The organism is Xanthomonas sp. NCPPB 3761, assembly GCF_041475705.2.
GTDB classification, from domain to species: Bacteria; Pseudomonadota; Gammaproteobacteria; order Xanthomonadales; family Xanthomonadaceae; genus Xanthomonas; species Xanthomonas phaseoli.
Genome location: NZ_CM191262.1, coordinates 3,070,880 through 3,089,241, shown reverse-complemented (window position 1 = coordinate 3,089,241; position 18,362 = coordinate 3,070,880). Strand labels below are relative to the sequence as shown.

The following is an 18,362-nucleotide window of genomic DNA, read 5'->3' as shown; positions in this document are numbered from 1 at the left end:
TGTTGGTCAGGCTTTATTGCGTGGAGGCGCACAACCACGCTGGTTCCAATGCAAGGCTCACCGCTTCCCACCAAAAATGCTACCGAAGATGCCGCGCACGATTTGCTGGCCGATCTTGTTGCCCACCGTGCGCGAGGTCTGCTTGGCCATCGCTTCGAGCATGCCCTGGCGGCGGCCGGTGCCGAACACCGCGTCCTTGACCGCCTGGCCGAAGCCGCTGTCGTGCGCGTCGTCGTCTTCGCGAGTGCGAGCAAGCGGTGCGGCATTGTGTTCGGCGACCTGTTCGACGCGACGCGCCAGCAGTTCGGCAGCCGATTCGCGGTTGATCGCGGTGTCGTAGCGGGTGCCGACCGGGCTTGCCGCGCGCACCTGCGCGCGTTCGCTTTCGCTGATGGCGCCCATGCGGCAGCGCGGCGGTGCGATCAAGGTCTGCTGTACCGGCGCCGGCACGCCCTTGCCCTGCAGCGGCGACACCAGCGCCTCGCCGGTACCCAGGCTGGAGATGGCGGCGGCGACATCGAGCTTGGGATTGCCGACGAAGGTTTGCGCGGCGGTCTTGACTGCTTTCTGGTCGCGCGGGGTGTAGGCGCGCAGTGCGTGCTGCACGCGGTTGCCGAGCTGGCCGAGGATGTTGTCGGGAATGTCGTCGGGAAACTGCGAGCAGAAATACACGCCCACGCCCTTGGAGCGAATCAGGCGCACTACCTGTTCGATGCGCTGCACCAGCGCCGCCGGCGCATCGTCGAACAGCAGGTGCGCCTCGTCGAACACGAACACCAGTTTGGGTTGTTCCAGGTCGCCCACTTCGGGCAAGCGTTCGAACAGTTCCGACAGCAGCCACAGCAGGAAGGTGGAGTACAGCTTGGGCTTGAGCACCAGTTGGTTGGCAGCCAGGATGCCGATCACGCCACGGCCATCCGGCGCGACGCGCATCAGTTTGGCCAGCTCCAGCGCAGGCTCACCGAAGAACTGTTCGCCGCCGTCCTGCGACAAACGCAGCAAGGCGCGCTGGATGGCGGCAACCGACTGGCTGGACACCAGTCCATAACTGGTGGAGAGCTCCTTGCGCTCTTCGACCACCAGCGCGAGCAGCGCGCGCAGGTCGTCCAGGTCCAGGAGCAGCAAGCCGCGGTCGTCGGCCAGCTTGAACACGATGTCCAGCACACCGGACTGGGTGTCGTTGAGTTCCAGAATCCGGGCGAGCAGGGTGGGGCCCATCTCGCTGACGGTGGTACGCACCGGATGCCCCAGCTGGCCATACAGGTCCCAGAACACCACCGGGTTGGCGGCCGGGGCGTAGTCGGTCATGCCCAAATCGTTGGCGCGCTGCAGCACGCCGGGCGCGCCATCAGCGGCCACGGCCAGGCCGGCGACATCGCCTTTCACGTCCGCCAGGAACACCGGAACGCCCAGCCGCGAGAAGCTTTCGGCCAGGGTCATCAAGGTCACGGTCTTGCCGGTGCCGGTGGCGCCGGCTACCAGCCCGTGGCGGTTGCCGAAGCGGCCTTCCAGCACAACCGGGATGTCGTCGGTGACGCCTTTACCGAGCAGGAACGAGGCCATTGCGCTGATCCGGTAGGAAAGGGTCGATTCTAACGGGCAATCCCGGTGGGCAATGCCGGCCGGCAACTCGGCAGATCCTGGTCGGCAGGCTGGGTCGGACGGGCGATCACGCACACGCAGCGCTGCAGCCGCAGACGCACCCAATTCCTCGCGTCGGTGAGCCGGTTTGCAGGTGCCGTACGCATCGATCGCGCCCACCAAGCTAACGGCCCACTGACCCCGGTGGCCCCGCTGCCTTGCCCCGATGTTGCCCCGGCGGCTACCCTGCCTGCCTTTCCGCTGTACTGCCTACGATGCCGCTCGCTCATTTTGGTTTGCGCCCATGGCCTGTCCTGGCTGTGGTGGCGCTGATGTCTGTCGTCCCCGCCGCCCACGCCATCTCCAAACGCGACACGGAGAAGGCCGCCGCGCTCGATGCGCGCATGGCCGCCGCCGAAAAGCGCTATCGCGATGCGCTGGTGTTGGTGAACAACTCCGACCCCAAGGGCACCGCCGAAGGCGATGCCGCGCTGGAGGACATGGAAGACATCATCGACGCCTGCATCAAGCAACGTGGTTGCCTGGTGTCCAACCAGTTGGCCACCTACAAGCGCCTGCTCAAGGCGCGCGCCGATGCCGAGGCGCCGGCCGCCGAAGATCCGGAAGACGACGACACGCTGCTGCAAGCCGACCCGGACCATCTGGGCCCGGCGTCGAACGGCGTGCCAGAGGCCGCGCGTGCCGCCACGCTGCTCAACGACCAGCGCCACGACTTCGACAAGATGGTGCAGTACAACCCGGCCGTGCAGGCCGGTATCCGGCGCTGGCTCACCGATATGCGCCCGGCACTGCTGACCAGCTACGAAAACTACAGCAACCTGCGCGGCGTGATGTGGCCGGAATGGCAGAAGCGCGGCCTGCCCGAAGCGCTGCTGTTCGGCATCATGGCCAAGGAATCCAACGGCAAGGTGCATGCCAGCTCGCGCGCGGGTGCGGCCGGGTTGATGCAGTTCATGCCTGCCACCGGACGTCGCTTCGGGCTGGGCCCGGACGGCACCGGCTTCGATACGCGCTTTGATGCACGCAGTGCCGCCGAAGCCAGCGCCGCCTACCTCAATGAGCGCATGGCCGGGCTCAACCGCAGCATCGAACTGGCACTGGCCGCCTACAACGGCGGCGAAGGCCGTGCCGCACGCGTGTTCTCGCAGAGCGGCGGGCGCGGCTTCTGGGAGCAGGACGTCTATAACCAGTTCCCGGCCGAAACAAAGGACTACGTGCCGATGGTGATCGCGGCGGCGTGGATCTTCCTGCACCCGCGCCAGTACGGGGTGGATTTCCCCAAGCTCGATGCGCAGCCGGCCACGCTCAAGCTGGCCAAGTCGACCACCATCTACGAACTCACCATCTGCCTGGGCAGCATGGGCACGCGCGACGGCTACATGCGTGCGCTGCGCAATCTCAACCCGCGTTACGAATCCGACGGCTGGATTCCGGCCGGCACGGTCATCAATGCCACCAACCGCATCGTCAACCTCTACACCCGTTACTGCGTCAACGGCCCGCGTGCGGATCTGGCACGTACCCTGATCACTGCCGACCTCAACAGCGCGATCGTGCGCAGCAGCAGCGCGCCCGAGTACGTGCCCAGCGTCGCGGTGGGCGATGTCAGCCAGATGGCCGGCGTCCCGACCACGGTCGCCACCGGCCAGCCGGCAGTGGCCAAGCCCAAGGCCAAGCAGGTACGCAGCTACACCATCGCCAAGGGCGACACGCTCGGTCGCGTGGCGAACAAATATCAATGCGAGATCAAGGAGCTGGCCAAGGCCAACGGTTTGAAGGCACCGTCGTACGCGCTCAAGCCCGGGCAGAGCATCAAGCTGGCCGGTTGCGATCGCTGAACCGTGCGCTGGTGGTGCGGTGCTGATGGCCGCACCTGTTAGGCGGCGGTGCGCATCGGCCTGAACCCGCTAGCGTGGGCCAGGCCAGGCCGCGTCAACGCCGGTCCGGTAGCCTCAAACACGGGCTGGAGCTTTTCGATCCGAAGCTGGGAAAGCAGCGCGCGGATATGCGACGCGTTCTCGGGAATGCTAGGTCACGGCCAGGTCCGCTCCTGCGATGGCGGCAAGCTCGTGACAAGTCTGGTTGCCGCAGGAGCGGAGCCGGCAGCGACAAAGCCTCCAAGTCGCCCTGTTGTGTGCCGTGTGTTTTTTATCTTGGGCCGAGCAAGACGGTGCGCGTAGGGACTGCGCATCGTCGGGAATGTCTGGTCGCGGCCAGGTCCGCTCCTACGCCGCGGTGCCGCACTTCACTGGCGACGGGCGAGCGCCTGGCCAAGACGAACCGATGTTTCGGCCGCAAGGTTGCCATCTAGCGTGGCCACGCCCGGCGGCAGCAGCACGATCACGGTCGAGCCGTAATTGAACCTGGCCATCTCCGCGAACTTTTCCAGCACGATGCCCTTGCCGCGATAGTCCTTGCGCGTGATGCGGTCGCCATAGCGCGGAATCTCCACGCCGCTCCAGACCGTCTCCACACCCGAGACCAATAACGCGCCAACCATCACTGAGGCCATCGGGCCGAACTCGGTGTCGAAGTGGCACACCAGCCGCTCGTTGCGCGCGAACAGGCGCGGCACGTTGCGCACTGCGTCCGGGCCCACGCTGAACAGCCGGCCGGGCACGTGCACGGTTTCGCGCAGGGTGCCGGTCCACGGCATATGCACGCGGTGGTAGTCCTTGGGCGAGAGATACACGGTGGCGAACAGACCGTTGTTGAACGGCACTGCGGCCGCTTCGTCGCCAAGCAATTCGGCGGCGGTGAACGACTGCCCCTTGGCCTGGAAAATGCGGCCGTTCTCGATCGGGCCGAGCTGGCTGATGCGGCCGTCGGCCGGCATCAGCACCGCCGCAGGGTCGGCATCCGGCACGCGCGCGCCGGGCTTCAAGGCGCGGGTAAAAAACGCGTTGAAGGTGGGATAGGCGCGCGGATCCGGCTCCTGTGCCTCGCTCAGGTCCACGCCGAACTTGCGCGTGACCGTGTCGATCAACCACTGCTTGGTGGAGGGGGTCTGCGAATAGGCCAGCGCGCGCGCCAGCGACGACAGCAACCGGTGCGGCAGCACGTAGGTCAGGGAAGTGACGAGACTCACGGAGCGGTTACCTTGGTCAGCTGTTGGAGGTCGGCGGCGATCGCCTTCGGATCAAGCGGGGGACGGATCAACCCGGCCAGACGGCCTTGCGGATCGAGCACGGCGATGCCGGCCGAATGATCCATGCTGTAGTCGTTGGGATTCTGCGCATAGCCCTTGCCCGGCACCTTCTGGAACACGAAGCCCAGCGCGGTGGCAAAGCGCTCCAGTGCCGGCACGTCGGCAGTGGCGGCCAGGGTGTCCTTGTGGAAGGCGTGCGCGTACTCGCCCAGGCGCGCAGGCGGATCGCGCTGCGGGTCCACCGAGACGAACAGCACGCGCGGGCGCAAGCCATCGGGAATGCTTTCCCATTGCTGTTGCGCCACGGCCAGATCGGTCAAGGTGGTGGGGCAGACATCGGGGCAAAACGTGAAGCCCAGAAACACCAGCGTCCAATGCCCCTTGAGCTCGCCGGGCACCAACTGGGTGCCGTCGGACTGGCGCAGGCTGAATTGCGGCAGCGGGCGCGGCTGCGGATAAAAGGTGATGGTCTTGGTGGGTGGCCATGGCGAACTGGGCGCGCCGCCAAGGAACTTCTGGCCCAGCAACATCCCCAGGCCAGCGGCCAGGGCCACCAGTAGCACGATGCCGGTATTGCGATTGAACATGGCGGTTTCCAGTGCAACGGACGCTCATGATACCGATCCGACCTCTATAATCGGGGGCCGATTCCTCTTTAGTTGTTGCCATGACTGCCGCCGCGGCCGACGAACTGCACACCATCATCGACCTGATCCGCTACGGCACCAGCCGTTTCAATGCAGCCGGTCTGACCTTCGGCCACAGCTACGACAATGCGCTGGACGAAGCTACCCAACTGGTGCTGCACAGCCTGCATCTGCCGCACGATCTGGGCCCGGCTTACGGCCAGGCGCGCTTGCTGCGCTCGGAAAAAGAGCAGGTGCTCGGTCTGTTCGAGCGCCGCATCACCGAGCGCGTGCCGGCGGCTTATCTCACCGGCGAGGCCTGGTTCGCCGGCCTGAGTTTCAAGAGCGATGCGCGTGCGCTGGTGCCGCGTTCGCCGATCGCCGAACTGATCGAAGCCGGCTTCGAGCCGTGGCTGGGCGGGCGCGAGGTGACCCGTGCGCTGGACCTGTGCACCGGTTCGGGCTGTATTGCCATCGCGATGGGCCACTACAACCCGCAGTGGGATGTGGACGGCGTGGACATCAGCGACGATGCGCTGGCGCTGGCCGCCGAAAACAAGGCGCGCCTGCATGCGGACAATGTCACCTTGCTCAAGTCGGACCTGTTCGCCGGCCTGGGCGGTCGCCAGTACGACCTGATCGTCACCAACCCGCCGTACGTCACCAACGACGAAACCGACGCGCTGCCGCAGGAGTATTCCTACGAGCCCGAACTGGGCCTGCGCGCCGGCGACGATGGCCTGGACCTGGTGCTGAAGATCCTGCGCGATGCGCCGCAGCACCTGAGCGAAGACGGCCTGCTGATCTGCGAGGTGGGCGAGTCCGAGCAGCACCTGGTCAAGCTGCTGCCGGAAGTGGATCTGGCCTGGGTCGAGTTCAAGGTGGGGCAGATGGGCATTTTTGCGGTGGAATGCCGCGAATTGATCGCCCACGGCGCCCGCATCGCCGAGCTGGCCGCGCAGCGATGAGCCTGCGCGCATGAGTGCCAATTCGTTCGGCAAGCTGTTCACTGTCACCACCTTCGGCGAATCGCACGGGCCGGCGATCGGTTGCGTCGTCGATGGCTGTCCTCCCGGCCTGGAGCTGGCGCCGGAAGAGTTCGCCCACGACCTGCAGCGCCGCGCCAGCGGCAAGAGCCGGCACACCTCCGCGCGCCGCGAGGCCGACGAAATCGAGATCCTGTCAGGCGTGTACGAAGGCCGCACCACCGGCACGCCGATCGGCTTGCTGATCCGCAACACCGATCAGCGCAGCAAGGACTACACCAACATCGCCCAGCAGTTCCGTCCGGGCCATGCGGATTACACCTATTGGCAGAAGTACGGCATTCGCGATCCGCGCGGCGGCGGGCGCTCGTCGGCGCGCGAAACCACCATGCGCGTGGCCGCCGGCGTGATCGCCAAGAAGTGGCTCAAGCAGCGTTATGGCGTGCTGGTGCGCGGTTTCCTGTCGCAACTGGGCCAGATCCGTCCCGCTGGTTTCGACTGGGATGCAGTGGAAGACAACCCGTTTTTCTGGCCGCATGCCGCGCAGGTGCCGGAACTGGAAACCTACATGGATGCGCTGCGTAAATCCGGCGATTCGGTCGGTGCGCGGGTGGACGTGGTCGCCGGCGGCGTGCCCGCAGGCTGGGGCGAGCCGATCTACGGCAAGCTCGATGCCGAACTCGCGGCGGCCTTGATGAGCATCAATGCAGTCAAGGGCGTGGAGATCGGCGACGGCTTTGCCAGCGCGGCGCAGAAGGGCACCGAGCACCGCGACCTGATCACCCCGGAAGGCTTTCTCAGCAACCATGCTGGCGGCATCCTGGGCGGAATCTCCACCGGCCAGGCGGTCACCGCCTCGATGGTGCTCAAGCCCACCTCCAGCCTGCGCTTGCCCGGCGCCACGGTGGATGCCGACGGCAGCGTGGTCGATGTCATCACCACCGGCCGGCACGACCCGTGCGTGGGCATCCGCGCTACCCCGATCGCCGAGGCGATGATGGCGCTGGTGCTGATGGACCAGGCGCTGCGTCACCGTGCGCAATGCGGCGATGTGGGCGAGGTGTCGCCCCGCATTCCCGGGCAGGTCGATGTCTGACGGCCGTCGCGCCAAGGTGTGGGTCAGCCAGCCGCTGTTCGACGATGTCGTCGCGCAGTTGGGCGAGCATTTCGAGCTGACCACCACGCAGCGCGTCAGCGCGTATTCGCCGGCCGAGCTGGCTGCGCAACTGGCACCGCTGGACGGCGCCCTGATCACCCTCAACGAGCGTATCGGCGCGACCGAAATCGCCTCCGCGCCGCAGCTGCGCGCCATCGCCAATGTCGGCGTGGGCTACAACAACCTGGATCTGGATGCGCTGAGCGCCGCCGGCATCCTGGCCAGCAACACGCCGGACGTGCTCACCGAAACCACCGCCGATCTCGGCTTCGCGCTGCTGATGGCCACCGCCCGCCGGATCACCGAGTCCGAGCGCTGGTTGCGCGACGGGCAGTGGGGGCAATGGTCGTTCAAGACCATGCTTGGCGCCGATATCCACGGCAGCACGCTCGGCATCCTGGGCATGGGCCGGATCGGGCAGGGCATCGCGCGGCGCGGCGCGCACGGTTTCGGCATGCGCGTGCTGTATCACAACCGCAGCCAGTTGCCGGCCGCCACCGAACAGGCGCTGGGCGCGCAGTACGTCGATTTCGAGACGTTGCTGGCGCAGTCCGATCACCTGGTGCTGGTGTTGCCATATACCAGAGACTCGCACCACATCATCGATGCCGCGGCGCTGGGCAAGATGCGCGCCACTGCCACGCTGGTGAACATTGCCCGCGGCGGCATCGTCGATGAGCTGGCGCTGGCCGACGCGCTGGCCAACGGCCGCCTGGCCGGTGCCGGCCTGGATGTCTACGAAGGCGAGCCGCGTGTGCGTCCGGAGTTGCTGGCGCTGCACAACGTGGTGCTCACCCCGCATATCGGCAGCGCCAGCCTGGCCACCCGCCGCGCGATGGTGCAACTGGCGGTGGACAACCTGATCGCTGCGCTGAGCAAGGGCCCGCATGCCGGCAACCCGCCGAGCGCGCTCAATGCCGATGCGATTGCCGCTGCCAAACGTGGCGGCGCGATCGTGGGCGCGAGCAAAACCATTTCGACCAAACGATAGGGAACCTCCGCGGCGAGCGTTGGAGGTTCCCCGAACCCAGCGCGCAGTGCTCCCCTTCTTTCCCCTTTCGATAAAGACATTCTCATGAGTAACGAAAACCGTCGTTTCAACGTCGCCGTCGTGGGCGCCACCGGCGCTGTCGGCGAGACCATGCTGAGCATCCTGGCCGAGCGCAACTTCCCGGTCGCCACCCTGTACGCGCTGGCGTCCTCGCGCTCGGCGGGCGGGCAGGTCGAGTTCAATGGCGGCAAGGTCGATGTGCTGGACCTGGCCGAGTTCGATCCCACCGGCGTGGACATCGCGCTGTTCTCTGCGGGCGGCAGCGTGTCCAAGGAATACGGTCCCAAGTTCGCTGCGGCCGGTGCGGTGGTGATCGATAATTCCTCGGCCTTCCGTTACGACGACGACGTGCCGCTGGTGGTGTCCGAGGTCAACCCGGAGGCGCTCAAGCAGCGCCCGCGCGGCATCATCGCCAATCCCAATTGCTCGACCATGCAGATGCTGGTGGCGCTGGGCCCGATTCACCGCAAGTACGGCATCGAGCGCATCAATGTGGCGACCTACCAGTCGGTCTCCGGCGGCGGGCGTTCGGCGATGGAAGAACTGGGCAAGCAGACCAGCGAGCTGCTGAGCTTCCAGGACATCGACCCGCAGCGTTTCCCGGTGCAGATCGCCTTCAACCTGATCCCGCACATCGACGACTTCCAGGACAACGGCTACACCAAGGAAGAGATGAAGCTGGTCTGGGAGACCCGCAAGATCCTCGGCGACGACAGCATCCAGGTGAATCCCACCGCGGTGCGCGTGCCGGTGTTCTACGGCCATTCCGAAGCGGTGGCGATCGAGACCCGCGACAAGATCACCGTGGAAGCGGCGCGCGCGCTGCTGGAAGCATCGCCCGGCGTGGAAGTGGTGGACGAGCGCAAGCCCGGCGGCTACCCGACCCCGGTCACGCATGCGTCCGGCAAGGATGCGGTGTTCGTCGGTCGCATCCGCGAAGACTTCTCGCATCCGCGTGGCCTGAACCTGTGGATCGTCTCCGACAACATCCGCAAGGGCGCCGCGCTCAACGCTGTGCAGTTGGCCGAACTGGTCGCACAGGAAGCCTGAGGGGCACGACAAAAACGACCGCGCAGTCGCCATCGGCGCGCGCGGCCGGTGCATGGTGCAGCAGGCACCGGCCGGTCACTGCGGTTCACTGCGGTGCTGAGCGCGCCGGTTGCACCTGCATGAGACTGGTCGCTCCACGCGGTTGGCGGCTCTACACCGCCGTGCACATGCTGGAGCATGTCGGAGCGCAATGATGCTTCCCAGACAGGCGCACCGCGCGCAAGCGCTCTGGCAGGGTGCGCACCGACGCGTGGAAGGTCTGCTCGATTCTCAACCAAGCTCCAACCTGCAGGCGCGCTGCCCGTCGCGTGCCTGCAGACATGCGCACGTGCGCGTGTCGCCTGCTATCGCACGCCCTACGCGTCGAGGGGTCTTGCAGCGTGCGCGAGCCGTCACGCCGCCCGCCGCTCGCACACGCCATTGCCTGCACAGAACGCGCCATTGGCGTCACGTCGTGGCATCGTGCAGTTCGTGATGTTGCACCACGCAATCTGCCGACAACCCGTTGCGCGCTTGAGACCTCGCGCAGTACGAGCGCCCATCAACGCTTGCCTGTTTGCAGTGGCCACGCATGCATGCCGCACTGCGGTAGTGTCGCTGGCGCAGCGCTCTGGATCACGGCACCGACTTTTTCGCTCATTCAGCGGCTATATTGATGCCCATGAAACATAGGGGCGGGGGCGCGATGCGTCCGATACAAGGGATAGGTGCGTTGCTGCTGATGGCCTGCAGCGGCGCCGCAATGGCGTTGGGGCTGGGCGATATCCGGGTGCTGTCCAAGCCCGGGCAACCGCTGGTGGCCGAGATTCCGGTCATTTCCAACGAGCCGGGCGAACTCGACAACGCGCGCGTGGCGCTTGCATCGGCCACCACGTTTGCGCGGGTCGGCCTGGAGCGCCCACAAGGGCTGGTCAGCAATCTGCAGTTCCAGTTCGCGCAGGACGCACGCGGGCGGGCAGTGATCCGCGTCACCAGCAGCCAGGCGGTGGACCAGCCGGCGATCAACTTCCTGATCGAGGTGGAGTGGGGCCAGGGCCGGCTGGTGCGCGAATATTCCGCCTTGGTCGATGCGCCCAATACCGCGGCCGCCATCGCCGAGCCGGCCATCGAAGCGCCGCGTGCCGGTTCCAGCAATGCGATTGCACGCGAGCCGGCGCCGGTCGCCGACCGCACCGCGCAAGACAACGCCAGCGCCGAACCGGCCGCACGTGCGACTGCCAGTGCGTCTGCCGGGTCTGCGACGCAGGCCGGCGATGCGTTGCCGGCCGTGCGCGCGGGCCAGACCTTGTCGGAGATCGCCGCGGCGGTGGCGCGTTCCAGCGGGCATTCGCTGGACCAGACCATGCTGGCGTTGCTGCGCACCAATCCGGACGCCTTCATCAACGGCAACATCAACCGCCTGAAGCAGGGCGCGGTGCTGCGCACGCCGCAGGAAGACGCACTTGCCCAGGTCGGTGCGGCCGAAGCGGCGGTCATGGTGCGCGAGCAGGCCGCGCAGTGGCAGCAGGCGCGATCGGCGGTGCCGCAACCGGCCGAAGCCGGCGCTGCCGCTACCGCCACGCCGCCGCCCGCCACGCCGCCGCCCGCCACGCCTGCCGCAGCGTCCGGCAACGGCGCGCGGCTCGAAATCGCCCCTGCCATGGCGAGTCAGACCAACACCGCCGGCGTCACGTCCGGCACCAGTGCCGAAGGCGAGGGCGAGATGGCGGCCAATCAACAGTTGCAACAGGCCAAGGAAGACATCGCCACCCGCGATGCGGAATTGCAGGACCTGCGGACCCGCGTGGCGGATCTGGAAAAGCTCAAGCAGCAACAGCAAGCGCTGATCGCCATGAAGGACAGCGATCTGGCGGCCGCGCAAAAACGCCTGTCGGAAACTCCGGCGGCCGCACAACAGGGCGGCGGTTTTCCGCTGTGGTTGATCGGCGGGCTGGTGTTGATCGTCGCTGCCATGGTGGCGTGGCTGGCCGCGCGCCGCCGCAAACCCTCGCCGCTGCCGCCGTTGCCGCGTCGGCAGTTCGACTTCGTCCTGCCTGGCGCACCGGTGCAGGCCGCCGAACCGCAAGACGCGACGCCAACCACCGAGCCCAGCGAGCGCGATGTGGTGCACGAGACCGAATTCGAGCAGGCCGATCTGCGCGACGAAGAGCGCGCCCATGACACGCAGCAACCGTTGTCGGAGGTGCTGCGTCGCGAGCCGCTGCCGTCCGAGCCGGCTGCTGCGCCCATGGCGGTCAACAGCGACGATTGGCGTGCGCTGCGTGCCGCACCGCCGGTGGTGGCAACGCCGCCGCAGCACACCACGCCCGTCGACGAGGCGCAGGCCCCGCCGCAACCGGCGTCCGAAGCTGTGGAAACGCACCACACAGATGTCGCGCCCACGATCGGCGATGTTCCGTCGAACGCCTCCCCGGTCGCGGTGGCCACGCAAGACAGCCTGGATTTCGAACGTGCGCCTGCGGCACCGAGTGCCGCGCCCAGCGCGTCGGCCAGCCGGGGCATCGCCTCGGCCGGGCGCGATCGCCTGGAACTGGCGGTGGCCTACATGGACCTGGGCGACAAGGACACCGCGCGCGGCCTGCTGCTGGAAGTTGCCGCCACCGGCGACGACGCCACGCGCGCCGAAGCGGCCGAGCTGCTGGAACGCCTGGCATGAGCCCGGCGATCGACTGCCTGCCCGCGCAGACAGGCGCCGCACGCGAGCGCCGGATCGACTATGTGGAGTTCGCCTCCATCGATCCGGATGCCAGTCGTGCGTTTTTCGAAGCGGTGTTCGGTTGGCAATTCCAGGCCTACGGCCCGGATTACCTGGCCTTCAACGATGGCCGCCTGGACGGCGGCTTCTACCGTGCAGCCGCGCCGGCGCCGGAACAGGGTGGGCCGTTGGTGGTGCTGTATGCGGACGCATTGGCCCCGGTAATGGAGCGCGTGCGTGGCGCAGGCGGGGAGATCGTCAAGCCGATATTCGGTTTTCCGGGCGGCAGCCGGTTTCATTTCCGCGAGCCCGGCGGCACCACCTTGGCCGTGTGGTCCGAGCATAGCGTCGGGTCCGACGACTGACCACGCGCCTGCGCGCTGGCCGCACGCGCGTTGCCGCGGCTCGGCACCCACCAGGCAATGCGGCTCGTACACTTCACCTTCTTTGTGGCGGCGGGGCTGGGCCGGCAATCGCCTGCGATGGCGGTGGCATGACCGGCGCGCCGATTTCTTCGATTCACTCATAGGGCAGATACCGATGCGTTACGCGCTGGGCGTGGAATACGACGGCAGCGAGTTCCAGGGCTGGCAGCAGTTGGGCGAGCATGGTGGGCCGAGCGTGCAGGCCAGCCTGCAGGCAGCCTTGTCGTCGGTCGCCGATGCGCCGGTGCAGGTGGTCTGCGCCGGGCGCACCGACGCCGGCGTGCATGGCGAATGCCAGGTGGTGCATTTCGACAGCGACGCACGCCGCGAGCCGCGTGGCTGGATGCTGGGCACCACTGCGCGCCTGCCGCCGTCGATCGCCGTGCGCTGGTGCGTGCCGGCAGCCGATGACTTCCATGCGCGCTTTTCAGCGCGCGCGCGTCGTTACCGCTATCGCCTGCTCAATCGGCAGATTCGCCCGGCGCTGTATCGGCAGACCCTGAGCTGGGAGCGTCGCCCGCTCGATGCCGATGCCATGCATGCGGCAGCACAGGCGTTATTGGGCGAGAACGATTTCAGCGCGTTCCGCAGCGTGCAATGCCAGGCCTTGCACGCACGCCGTCACCTGCAAGCCATCCACGTGCAGCGTATCGGCGAGGTGGTGGAGGTGCAGGTCCAGGCCAATGCATTCCTTCATCACATGGTGCGGAATATTGTGGGCTCGCTGATTTTGGTCGGTACCGGCGAGCAGCCGGCCGACTGGATCGCGACGTTGCTCGCCGGACGCGACCGCACTGTGGCCGGCCCGACAGCGCCGCCACAGGGTCTGGTATTTATCGGACCTCTGTATCCTGCAGAGTGGCATCTGCCTGTTGAGGTGACCCAATGAATCGATCGCTGTACCGCACCCGTATCAAGTTTTGTGGCATGACCCGCGCCGGCGATATCCGGCTGGCCGGCGAGCTGGGTGTGGACGCGGTAGGTTTCATCTTTGCGCATGGCAGCCCCCGGCGCGTTGCGCCGGCAGAGGCGCGCGCGATGCGCCAGGCGACTGCGCCGATGGTCGATGTGGTGGCGTTGTTCCGCAACAATTCCAAGGAAGAGGTGCGCGAAGTGGTGCGCACCGTGCGCCCGACCCTGTTGCAGTTCCATGGCGAGGAAGACGACGCGTTCTGCCGCAGCTTCAACCTGCCGTATCTCAAGGCGGTGCCGATGGGCAGCAGCGGCGTGAATGGCGAAGACGCCAACGCGCGGACGCTGCAGTTGTCCTATCCCAATACCGCTGGCTTCCTGTTCGACAGCCATGCGCCCGGCGCGGGCGGCGGCACCGGCAAGACCTTCGACTGGTCGCGCCTGCCCACCGGCTTGCATCGTCCGTTCCTGCTGGCCGGCGGCATCAACGCCGACAACGTGTTCGACGCCATCGTGGCCACCTTGCCCTGGGGCGTGGACGTTTCCAGTGGCGTGGAGCTGGCGCCGGGCATCAAGGACGGCCACAAGATGCGCAAGTTTGTCGAGGAAGTGCGGCGGGCGGATTGTCACGACATGTCGTGAGGGTGGGATTTGGGATTCGGGATTGGGGATTCGTAACAGCAGGCGCGTGACGCGGCTGGGTCGTTTGGATAGCTAGCAGCGTGAGTGCGCGTTAGCGTGCTTTCCGAGTGCCGAGTGCCGAGTGCCGAGTGCCGAGTGCCGAGTGCCGATCAGCGACCTTCCCGCACGTTGCGTTTATCTCGCTGGACACAGCCGCGGTTTCGCCATTTGCGGCGGTTTAACGAGCGTTCGCGCGCTAGAGGGCGTTACTTCAGGCCGAGCCGCGACTGACGTCTTTGTGTCTTCTGGCTAGTTGTGCCGATGCGTGGCCTTCCGCTCGGCAGGTATAGCTCCTGACGGTGCACATGCTCGTCGCGAGGCGTGGTCGGGCGATGCAGTGTTGCAACGAACATCTGCGATAGCCGCTCAGGCGTTCGTTGCACCCATGGCCTGAGACGTGTGCTGATCTTCCGCCAGCGCTTTGCCTAGCCAACCCGCCAGCCGTTCGATGCGCGGATCCGGGTTGCGCTTGGCGGCGCACAGCACCCAGCGGCCGGGCGTGGCGGTGAAGCCCCATGGCGCCAGCAGGCGCCCGGCTGCCAGGTCCGCGGCGACCAACGGCTGCGGTGCAATCGCGATTCCAAGGCCAGCGGCAGCGGCTTCCAGCAGATACACCAGGTGTTCGAATTCGGTGCCGAAGTGCAACCCCTCAGGTGCCAGCCCGTGCGCGTGGGCCCATTCCGGCCAGGCCTGCGGGCGCGAGCGGGTGTGCAGCAGCGCGTGATCGCCGAGCGCGGCCGGGCCGCTCCCCTCGATCTGCAGTGTGGATGCGAGCTGGGGGCTCAGCACCGGCCCGATCCACTCCACGCCTAGGGTGTGCACCTGCCACTCGCTCGGCCAGGGCGGGGTGTCCAGCAACAGGGCAGCATCCAGGCCGTCCAGGTCTGGGCCGGGCGGTTGTTCGCTGGCCGACAGATGCAGGCGCACATCCGGCAGCTCTTGCTGCAGCAGTCCTAGGCGCGGAATCACCCAGCGCGCCAGCAGGCTACCCGAACACCCGAGCACCAGCGGCGCTTCGGTGGCCGGGCGTTGCAATGCCGCCCAGGCCTGGCTAATCACGCCAAAGCCTTCGCCAGTGGCATCGCGTAGCCGAACGCCCGCCGCGGTCAGCACCAGGCCGCGGCCCTGGCGCGCAAACAGCGCGGTGCCCAATGCCTGTTCCAGGGAGCGCACGTGCCGGCTGATGGCGCCATGGGTGACGTGCAGTTCCTGGGCAGCACGGCTGACGCTCTGCAGGCGCGCGGCAGCGTCGAACGCACGCAGCGCTGCCAGCGGAGGAAGCAAGGTGCTCATATGTGATTCCAGCTCACAGGTTGCGGCAATCTTATCGATTTATCCCATGTCCCGGCTGCGCTAGAGTGACGCTTCTCGTATGACGCATTGCTGTAGAGGATTTCCATGTCGGCCCAGCCCATCAGTGACTTTTACGCCTATCCGGATGCTGCCGGCCACTTCGGCAAGTTCGGTGGCCGTTTCGTCGCCGAAACCTTGATCGGCCCGCTGCAGGAACTGTCCGCTGCCTACGATCAGGCGCGGCAGGCCCCGAGTTTCATTGCCGAATACGACAAGGACCTCAAGCACTACGTCGGCCGTCCCAGCCCGATCTACCATGCCGAACGGCTCAGCCGTGAAGTGGGTGGGGCGCAGATCCTGCTCAAGCGCGAAGACCTGAACCACACCGGCGCGCACAAGATCAACAACACCATCGGCCAGGCCTTGCTGGCCAGCCGCATGGGCAAGACCCGCATCATTGCCGAGACCGGCGCCGGCCAGCACGGCGTTGCCAGTGCCACCGTGGCCGCACGCCTGGGCCTGGAATGCGTGGTCTATATGGGCGCCACCGATATCGAGCGGCAGAAGATCAACGTCTACCGCATGAAGCTGCTCGGCGCCACGGTGATCCCGGTGATCTCCGGCTCGGCCACGCTCAAGGACGCGCTCAACGAAGCCATGCGCGACTGGGTGACCAACGTGCGCGACACCTTCTACATCATCGGCACCGTGGCCGGCCCGGACCCGTACCCGCGCATGGTGCGCGACTTCAACGCCATCGTCGGCCGCGAGGCGCGCGAACAGATGCTGCAGGACTATGGCCGGCTGCCGGATGCGATCAGCGCCTGCGTGGGGGGCGGCAGCAATGCGATCGGTCTGTTCCATGCCTTCCTCAACGATCCGGGCGTCAAGATCTATGGCGCCGAAGCGGCCGGCGACGGCATCGCCACCGGCCGGCATGCCGCCTCCATCGCCGCAGGTCGCCCGGGCGTGCTGCACGGCAATCGCACCTATGTGATCTGCGACGACGACGGCCAGATCACCGAAACGCATTCGATCTCCGCTGGCCTGGATTACCCCGGCGTGGGCCCGGAGCATTCGTTCCTGTCCGACAGCGGTCGCGCGGTGTACCAGGGCATCACCGACGACGAGGCGATGGCGGCCTTCCATCTGCTGGCGCATACCGAAGGCATTCTGGCCGCGCTGGAGTCCAGCCATGCGGTGGCGCAGTCGATCAAGCTGGCGCGCGAGCTGCCCAGGGATGCGCTGGTGTTGTGCAATCTCTCCGGGCGTGGCGATAAGGATGTGCATACCATCGCGGCGCGCGAGGGAATCGCGCTTTAAGCGTGGCTGCGGCTAACGCTCTCTCCGGATGCAGGGACGCGGCGATGCTCGAAGGAATGCTCCAGTTGGTGGCCGAGCTGCTGCTGCAGGCCTTGACCGAGCTGCTGATCGAACTTGGCCTGCACGCTGTCGCCGAGTCGTTCGAGCGCAGGCCCTCGCCGGGGCTGGCAGCGGTCGGCTACGCAATCGCGGGTGCGTTGCTTGGCGGTGTCAGTCTCTGGCTGCTGCCGCAGCACCTCACCGCGACTCACGGCGCGCGACTGGCAGCGCTAGTGATCGTACCGCTGGTCGCCGGTGGGCTGATGGCCGCGCTTGGTGCGTGGCGTGCGCGGCGCGGCGACCCGGTGCTGCGCATCGATCGATTTTCCTACGGCTACCTGTTTGCGCTGTGCTTTGCGCTGATGCGGTATTTCTTTGCCACCTGAGGTTCCATGGCGGCTGGCTTTCCTCCCTTGTTCGAGTGATTTCATGCGTCGTATCGATTCCTGCTTCGCCGAGCTGCGTGCCAATGGGCGCAAGGCACTGATCCCTTTCATCACCGCCGGCGACCCATCGCTGGAAGCCACCGTGCCGGTGATGCACGCGCTGGTGCGCGCCGGTGCCGATGTGATCGAGCTGGGTGTGCCGTTCTCCGACCCCATGGCCGACGGCCCCACCATCCAGCGCAGCTCCGAGCGCGCGCTGGCACGTGGCGCCGGCCTGGCGTATGTGCTGGAAGCGGTGCACGAGTTTCGCCGCGAAGATGCCACCACGCCGGTGGTGCTGATGGGCTACCTCAACCCGATCGAGATCCATGGCACGCGACGCTTCGCCGAAGCCGCGGTCGCCGCGGGCGTGGATGGTGTGCTGCTGGTCGACCTGCCGCCGGAAGAAGCCGGCGAAACGCGCACCATCTTCACCGAGGTCGGCTTGGCGCTGATCGCACTGGCTTCGCCCACCACCAGCGAGCAGCGCCTGGACATGCTGTGCAGCACCGCGCAGGGCTATCTGTACTACGTCAGCTTTGCCGGCGTCACCGGCGCCTCCAATCTGCTCGACACCCACGCCGCCAGCGACCGCCTGCGCCAGCTGCGCCAGCGGGCCGGCGCGCCGGTGGTGGCCGGCTTCGGCATCAAGGATGCGGCCAGTGCCGCTGCCATGGCCGTGGATGCCCATGGCGTGGTGGTGGGCAGCGCCCTGGTCGCCGCGTTGGCGGAAGCAGGCGAGGTCCGCAGCGCCCGTGAGCGCGCCGAAGCGTTCCTTGCCCCACTTCGGCAGGCGCTGGATCACCGCTGACGCCAGACCTCAGGATCTTCTCGCGTGGATGCACGGGGCTTCGCCCGCATCCTCATCCACCCCTGCGGGGTACCGTCGCTCCCATCTGCGAGGACAATGTCCCGATCGGAGAAGGAATCAAAGCCCCGCTCCTGCGGGA

The 18,362-nt window shown here is 66.9% G+C and carries 16 protein-coding genes; 12 read left to right on the top strand and 4 right to left on the bottom strand.

Annotation, left to right across the window (positions count from 1 at the left end):
• Positions 1–57: 57 nt before the first annotated feature.
• The gene (locus ACCQ00_RS13550; protein WP_039567222.1) at positions 58–1,563 is read right to left on the bottom strand and encodes a helicase HerA-like domain-containing protein; all 1,506 of its coding nucleotides are present in this window, start codon (positions 1,561–1,563) and stop codon (positions 58–60) included.
• A 293-nt stretch (positions 1,564–1,856) separates the two neighbouring features.
• On the opposite strand from ACCQ00_RS13550, the gene ACCQ00_RS13545 reads away from it, so the two are divergent.
• Positions 1,857–3,440 carry a transglycosylase SLT domain-containing protein gene (locus tag ACCQ00_RS13545; protein WP_039567220.1) on the top strand — a complete coding sequence of 528 codons (1,584 nt, stop codon included), beginning with the start codon at positions 1,857–1,859 and terminating at the stop codon, positions 3,438–3,440.
• Between the two features lie 407 nt (positions 3,441–3,847).
• On the opposite strand, the gene asd is transcribed toward ACCQ00_RS13545, so the two are convergent.
• The gene (asd, locus tag ACCQ00_RS13540) at positions 3,848–4,690 is read right to left on the bottom strand and encodes an archaetidylserine decarboxylase (protein ID WP_039567218.1); all 843 of its coding nucleotides are present in this window, start codon (positions 4,688–4,690) and stop codon (positions 3,848–3,850) included.
• Entirely contained in the window at positions 4,687–5,337 is a 651-nt protein-coding gene (locus ACCQ00_RS13535; protein ID WP_008577518.1) for an SCO family protein, read from the bottom strand. Before ACCQ00_RS13535 ends, asd begins: the two co-directional genes overlap by 4 nt.
• Positions 5,338–5,417: 80 nt before the next feature.
• On the opposite strand from ACCQ00_RS13535, the gene prmB reads away from it, so the two are divergent.
• From prmB to ACCQ00_RS13495, 8 genes are all read left to right on the top strand, one after another.
• Positions 5,418–6,344 carry a 50S ribosomal protein L3 N(5)-glutamine methyltransferase gene (gene prmB, locus ACCQ00_RS13530; protein WP_039567216.1) on the top strand — a complete coding sequence of 309 codons (927 nt, stop codon included), beginning with the start codon at positions 5,418–5,420 and terminating at the stop codon, positions 6,342–6,344.
• Between the two features lie 10 nt (positions 6,345–6,354).
• On the top strand, positions 6,355–7,458 hold the full coding sequence (gene aroC / locus ACCQ00_RS13525) for a chorismate synthase (RefSeq protein WP_017156358.1): 1,104 nt from the start codon (positions 6,355–6,357) through the stop codon (positions 7,456–7,458).
• On the top strand, positions 7,451–8,509 hold the full coding sequence (locus ACCQ00_RS13520) for a 2-hydroxyacid dehydrogenase (protein ID WP_039567214.1): 1,059 nt from the start codon (positions 7,451–7,453) through the stop codon (positions 8,507–8,509). Before aroC ends, ACCQ00_RS13520 begins: the two co-directional genes overlap by 8 nt.
• Before the next feature lie 84 nt (positions 8,510–8,593).
• Positions 8,594–9,619: an aspartate-semialdehyde dehydrogenase gene (locus ACCQ00_RS13515; RefSeq protein WP_039567213.1), complete on the top strand. Its 1,026-nt coding sequence runs from the start codon at positions 8,594–8,596 to the stop codon at positions 9,617–9,619.
• Between the two features lie 685 nt (positions 9,620–10,304).
• Positions 10,305–12,275, top strand: a complete 1,971-nt coding sequence (locus ACCQ00_RS13510) for a type IV pilus assembly protein FimV (RefSeq protein ID WP_503290283.1) — start codon at positions 10,305–10,307, stop codon at positions 12,273–12,275.
• Entirely contained in the window at positions 12,272–12,679 is a 408-nt protein-coding gene (locus ACCQ00_RS13505) for a VOC family protein (protein ID WP_039567208.1), read from the top strand. Before ACCQ00_RS13510 ends, ACCQ00_RS13505 begins: the two co-directional genes overlap by 4 nt.
• Positions 12,680–12,854: 175 nt before the next feature.
• Positions 12,855–13,628, top strand: a complete 774-nt coding sequence (gene truA, locus ACCQ00_RS13500; protein ID WP_039567207.1) for a tRNA pseudouridine(38-40) synthase TruA — start codon at positions 12,855–12,857, stop codon at positions 13,626–13,628.
• Positions 13,625–14,293: a phosphoribosylanthranilate isomerase gene (locus ACCQ00_RS13495; RefSeq protein WP_008570953.1), complete on the top strand. Its 669-nt coding sequence runs from the start codon at positions 13,625–13,627 to the stop codon at positions 14,291–14,293. Before truA ends, ACCQ00_RS13495 begins: the two co-directional genes overlap by 4 nt.
• A 405-nt stretch (positions 14,294–14,698) precedes the next feature.
• On the opposite strand, the gene ACCQ00_RS13490 is transcribed toward ACCQ00_RS13495, so the two are convergent.
• A complete protein-coding gene (locus ACCQ00_RS13490) occupies positions 14,699–15,625 on the bottom strand; it encodes a LysR family transcriptional regulator (protein WP_039567205.1) in 927 nt (308 codons plus the stop codon).
• Positions 15,626–15,730: 105 nt separating this feature from the next.
• Here ACCQ00_RS13490 and trpB point away from each other — a divergent pair, with 105 nt between their 5' ends.
• From trpB to trpA, 3 genes are read left to right on the top strand one after another with little or no spacing between them, the layout of a single operon-like run.
• Positions 15,731–16,948, top strand: a complete 1,218-nt coding sequence (trpB, locus tag ACCQ00_RS13485) for a tryptophan synthase subunit beta (RefSeq protein ID WP_372353952.1) — start codon at positions 15,731–15,733, stop codon at positions 16,946–16,948.
• A 44-nt stretch (positions 16,949–16,992) separates the two neighbouring features.
• On the top strand, positions 16,993–17,373 hold the full coding sequence (locus ACCQ00_RS13480; protein WP_039567202.1) for a hypothetical protein: 381 nt from the start codon (positions 16,993–16,995) through the stop codon (positions 17,371–17,373).
• Between the two features lie 43 nt (positions 17,374–17,416).
• The gene (gene trpA, locus ACCQ00_RS13475; protein ID WP_039567201.1) at positions 17,417–18,223 is read left to right on the top strand and encodes a tryptophan synthase subunit alpha; all 807 of its coding nucleotides are present in this window, start codon (positions 17,417–17,419) and stop codon (positions 18,221–18,223) included.
• Positions 18,224–18,362 lie beyond the last annotated feature (139 nt).